This is a genomic window from Syntrophales bacterium (genome assembly GCA_030655775.1).
GTDB lineage: Bacteria > Desulfobacterota > Syntrophia > Syntrophales > JADFWA01 > JAUSPI01.
In genome coordinates, this window is sequence record JAUSPI010000086.1 from 1 (window position 1) to 4,537 (window position 4,537).

Here is a 4,537-nt window from a genome sequence, read left to right on the forward strand (position 1 = left end):
CGGGTCACTTGCTCCCATGATGCCGGTTCTGATTGCCGAGTGCTTTGGGCGGCATGTTTTGGGATCGGCTTATGGTCTGTTCACATTCTTTGTGGCGGGGTTTGGGGGTGGTATTGGACCCAGCTTGGGTGGCATGATCTACGATAAATTTGGTTCGTACGCCTACGCATGGCAGTTTAACCTGATTATATTAATTGCCGTTGCGCTCCTTGTTTTAACACTGAAGCCAAGAGCAAATTAAATTCACATAATTAAGCAACACTTCACATTATAATTCTAAAAATCGGCATTCCTGGTTTATTGGCAGATGGAAGCTATACAAGATACGATAATATGGCGGTTCCAAGAATAATGGCGATCAATCCCATTGCTCGAATGGTTTCCCCGCTGGCTTTATGGAACCACCACTCTAAAAGGGCTTTGACCTGGTTTGGTGGCGCGACAAACAGATAAACACCTTTTATTATCGCTATCATCCCTAAAATGAAGACCAGCCAGAACATCTCCTTGAAATAAAAGGCCCCTACTATAAAAATTAATCCGAAGATTAATGCCAAAACCGCCATTATTTTCATGTTCATTTTTAAAACTACCTTCTTCAAAAACTTGCGGGTGCCTTCCGTATAAATTATTAAAAATGTTGCCTCAACGATCCACAAAACAGCAATGACACCTAATAGTATTTTCATTTTATCCCCCCCCAATTTCTAAATAACTTCGTTTTTGTCAATGCATGACAAGCACACTACCGTCAGAAAAGCTTTCAGCGCTATCGTTACACGGGATACAATTTATCCGGCAATGTTTAGCCATACAGAAAATGTTACTGCCGACAACAAAGTGCTGGTAGAAATGGTAGCCACGGCAAGGTCGGTATCGCCGCTCATCTCTTTTGCCATTACATAGGTTATAATAGCAGTCGGCGATGCAAGCAGGATAAGGCCAGGCAGATAGTCCTGAGGTGTAAGGCCGGCTAAGTAATACAAGGCAAAACCAAGAGCGGGAAGCAGGATCAGTTTCATGATGTCTATAATGAGAACTAAAAGTATCCGTAACCGCATTAATTCAAAAGATAGAGAAGCTCCTATTATCAATAATGCCAACGGGAATGCAAGATTACCCAAAATATCAAGGCTCCGCTCAATGACGAGAGGCATTGGGGCTCCCGTCATTGAAAATAGTATGCCGGCTATAGCCGCTAATATTACAGGATTGCTCAGTATTTTCCAAGCCATAGTCAATATGCTCCCCCTTTGGGGGATATTGTCTGAGTATAGCTGAAGTATAACTACTGCGAGAAAATTTTGCAGGATTATTACAAAACCTGCAATTATACCGGCACGGGCAAAACCCTCTGTTCCAAGAAAGTAATATGCCACAGCAAGGCCGATATATCCCAGATTTGCATGAAAAGAGCATTGTACGAGAGTGCCAAGCTGGCGGCGCTTGATATGGATAGCTGAACCCACGCCCCAGACAACAGCAAAAACAACCAGAACGGAAAAAAGAGTAATAAGAAGGACCACAATATTGAATTCGGTTTTCAAGGAAGCCCTGGAAATTGACAGAAAAATCATGGCAGGTAGTGCTATATAGTAGACCAGCCGGTTTGCCGGTTCTAAAAATGCCGGTGGTATAAATCCTTTCCAGCGAGCGAACCATCCAAGGATTATAACGGCAAATATCGGAATTATAGTGATTACAATATTCATTGGTTTAAGTGAAACAGAAGTGAAGCTCCCCTTGCGAGCCTGTCAATTTTATGGACGTTAAGTTTGACAGACTCGTAAAAAGTCTTTTTTGTCACCCAAAATCATGTCCTGAACTTGTTTCAGGATCATTCAGGGTCTCTAACTCACTGAAATGATTAGATGCTGAAACAAGTTCAGCATGACAAACGGTACACTTCATGACCGGGAGCGCACCCGCAAGCCCCGCCTTGTAGGCGGGGTAAGGGGCGCAATATAAAACAAACATATTCCTTACCGGGAAGCCCCGCCCTGTGGGCGGGGAGCTTCACTTTTTACGAAACCGTCAAGTTTTGAGGATTGTTATTATTGAGATTCCCCTGTTTCGTATTCGTATTTGTCATAGGTGTCGATATCGGGGGTGATAATAACGACGCTGTGATCTTCTATCTTGACTGTTGTCTTGGCAGAAAGGATAGAATACCAGTTTCCGATATCATTCCCCTTGGTGTCCAGTATAGTAAATCCATGTAATGTTTGGTTTATTTCAGAAACCTTGGCATTCATATCGTCAACGAGGGCCTTGAGCGTTTGAGGGGTAAACTCCACTTTCTTCCACAATGTAGAATTGAGAGAATAGCGTTTGTCTATTCCTATTATGGCATGAGGATAGACATCAGAACCGCTTATGTAGTAATTTAGACCGGGATTTACCTGATAGTTTTCAAAAGCATGCATGACATTCCAATCCGGTACTATTTTGCCGTAGTTTCCATTAAATAGACCTGCACACCCAAAAGAGAGTAAAACCAAGAGGACACACATTGTACGAAGTACTCTTTTTTTTAATTTCGGCATAACAATCACCTCCTGTTAAAATTTAAAGTAGCGTTGGCATAATACTTACGAGGCAAAAGTAGGTGTATTTTCTCATAAATAATCAAGGATGGCAAGAATTGCTGAAAGGTCGCTTTAGTTCAGGGAATGCCGGATTTTCAGAATAATGCCTTTTGTTTTCCGAGCAGGAAGCCGCATCTTAGCAATGAAAAAACTCAGCGGATCTCTATCTCGTAACCCCTGGAAGCGAGCGCATCCATCAATTGCTCTACATGTTTGGAGTCACGGGTTTCTACTTCCAGTTCCACGCGACTCAAGCCCAGGGGCAGATGACGCCCCATACGATCATGGTGAATATGTAGGACGTTGCCTTGATGGCCACCCACCACATTGAGGAGTTGTGCCAGAGCACCCGGAATATCCTCCAACTGAACCGAAAATCTCAAAATACGACCGGTCCGGAATAATCCCTGATGGATAATTCTTCCCAGCAGATGACTGTCTACATTGCCGCCACTAATGACAAGAACCACCGCACACTCCGGCCGGCACTGAAGCCGGTCACCCGCCAGGGCCGCCAGGGGAACCGCACCGGCCCCCTCGGCCAGTACTTTCTTCCGTTCCAGCAGTTCGAGCATGGCAGCAGCAACCTGTTCTTCTTCCACGGTTACGATATCATCCACCAGGCGTTCTATCACGGTGAAGGTCAGTTTGCCTATCTTTTTGACGCTGATGCCGTCTGCCAGGGATTTTCTGGCTGGTATGGCAACCGGTTTGCCGAGGCGTCGGGCAGCAAGGGCCGAGGCGCAGGCAGCCGTCTGCACGCCAATAACTCCTGCCTGCGGCCGAAGGGATTTCACCGCTGTGGCAACTCCGGCGATCAGTCCACCTCCGCCTATGGGGACAAGAATAGAGTCAACTTCAGGCAGCTCTGATAAAATTTCAAGGCCAATGGTCCCCTGGCCGGTGATAATATCCTCGTCGTCATAAGGATGGATGAAGGTGAGGCCTTCTTCTCCCAGTTTTCGGGCGTGGGCCAAACTCTCTGTCAGGTTCTTACCGTTTAGAATTACCCGAGCACCATAGGATCGGGCGGCCATCTGTTTGCTGATGGAGGCCCATTCCGGCATGACAACAATAGCGGGAACGCCCATGAGATGGGCGGCATGGGCCACCCCCTGGGCATGATTTCCAGCCGACGCTGCCACCACGCCCCCTGCACTGAGATGATCGCGGATTTTTGCCAGCTTATAGTAAGCTCCTCGAAACTTAAATGAGCCGGTCTTTTGAAGATTTTCCAATTTCAGGTAAACGCGGGCACCATACTTTTCGCTGAAGTAATTGGAGTAGACCAGCGGAGTTTTGATTGCTGCACCGTCAAGCACCTCAGCTGCCCGCTCAATAGCTTGTAGTTGAACCATTGTGAAACTCTTGATATTTTATAAAAAACCCTAAGGAATCACACTCATTCTGCGTTAATCATGTTGCTTCATATACTGCGCCGGCGCTGTTGGCAAGATGAATCCTCACAAGCTCACCTTCTTTTAGAAATTCGGGGAACAGCTCTACATCCTCACGGTTTACAATAAAACCTATCGTGCCGACTTCTTTAAAGTCTGGCTCTCGGTCAAGCGGCGCCTCGTAAAAGTACGGCACATAAATCTTTTCGCCTTCGTATCTTCCAGGAGATTCAATGATGCCGGCTGAGTTGACTTTATACACTTTTTCTAATTGCTGTCTTTTATTCATCCTTTTATGTCCCAAATGTAATCTTAAATGCAGTGCCCCCGTCTCTTTCAATCTCCAGGGTTCCCTTGAGTTGAGTAGCCAGAATACTGATCAGGTGTAATCCGAATGTTTCAGTATCGCTGATGTCTATATCTTCCGGGAACCCTACACCGTTGTCACTGACAACCAGTGTCAATCTTTTATCACCATCAGGATGAAAATCGATAGTGACTTCTCCTTTCTTACCCTCAGGAAAGGCATGTTTAAGTGCGTTGGAGATCAGT

The 4,537-nt window shown here is 45.6% G+C and carries 7 protein-coding genes; 1 reads left to right on the forward strand and 6 read right to left on the reverse strand.

The annotated features are described in order from the left end of the window. Positions 1-241 (forward strand): hypothetical protein (locus Q7J27_04480; GenBank protein ID MDO9528400.1); only part of this gene is annotated, 241 nt, incomplete at its 5' end. A 73-nt stretch (positions 242-314) separates the two neighbouring features. Here the strand turns inward: Q7J27_04480 and Q7J27_04485 are convergent. The 6 genes from Q7J27_04485 to Q7J27_04510 all read right to left on the reverse strand — a co-directional run. Further along, entirely contained in the window at positions 315-689 is a 375-nt protein-coding gene (locus Q7J27_04485) for a hypothetical protein (protein MDO9528401.1), read from the reverse strand. A 102-nt stretch (positions 690-791) separates the two neighbouring features. Next, positions 792-1,712 (reverse strand): AEC family transporter, encoded by a 921-nt coding sequence (locus Q7J27_04490; GenBank protein ID MDO9528402.1) that lies wholly within the window; start codon positions 1,710-1,712, stop codon positions 792-794. Between the two features lie 342 nt (positions 1,713-2,054). Continuing rightward, positions 2,055-2,546: a hypothetical protein gene (locus tag Q7J27_04495; GenBank protein ID MDO9528403.1), complete on the reverse strand. Its 492-nt coding sequence runs from the start codon at positions 2,544-2,546 to the stop codon at positions 2,055-2,057. Between the two features lie 194 nt (positions 2,547-2,740). Then, complete coding sequence (gene ilvA / locus Q7J27_04500; protein MDO9528404.1) at positions 2,741-3,946, reverse strand: threonine ammonia-lyase; 1,206 nt, start codon at positions 3,944-3,946, stop codon at positions 2,741-2,743. Positions 3,947-4,004: 58 nt separating this feature from the next. Continuing rightward, complete coding sequence (locus Q7J27_04505) at positions 4,005-4,274, reverse strand: hypothetical protein (protein MDO9528405.1); 270 nt, start codon at positions 4,272-4,274, stop codon at positions 4,005-4,007. 4 nt (positions 4,275-4,278) lie between these two features. Next, a partial coding sequence (locus tag Q7J27_04510) for a sensor histidine kinase (GenBank protein MDO9528406.1) occupies positions 4,279-4,537 on the reverse strand: 259 nt, incomplete at its 5' end.

What these genes read in the sequence shown, in the direction of transcription:
- Q7J27_04495 (MDO9528403.1), bottom strand. Translation starts at nt 2,546, where the DNA reads ATGCCGAAATTAAAAAAAAGAGTACTTCGTACAATGTGTGTCCTCTTG.
- Q7J27_04485 (MDO9528401.1), bottom strand. Translation starts at nt 689, where the DNA reads ATGAAAATACTATTAGGTGTCATTGCTGTTTTGTGGATCGTTGAGGCA.
- ilvA (MDO9528404.1), bottom strand. Translation starts at nt 3,946, where the DNA reads ATGGTTCAACTACAAGCTATTGAGCGGGCAGCTGAGGTGCTTGACGGT.
- Q7J27_04505 (MDO9528405.1), bottom strand. Translation starts at nt 4,274, where the DNA reads ATGAATAAAAGACAGCAATTAGAAAAAGTGTATAAAGTCAACTCAGCC.
- Q7J27_04490 (MDO9528402.1), bottom strand. Translation starts at nt 1,712, where the DNA reads ATGAATATTGTAATCACTATAATTCCGATATTTGCCGTTATAATCCTT.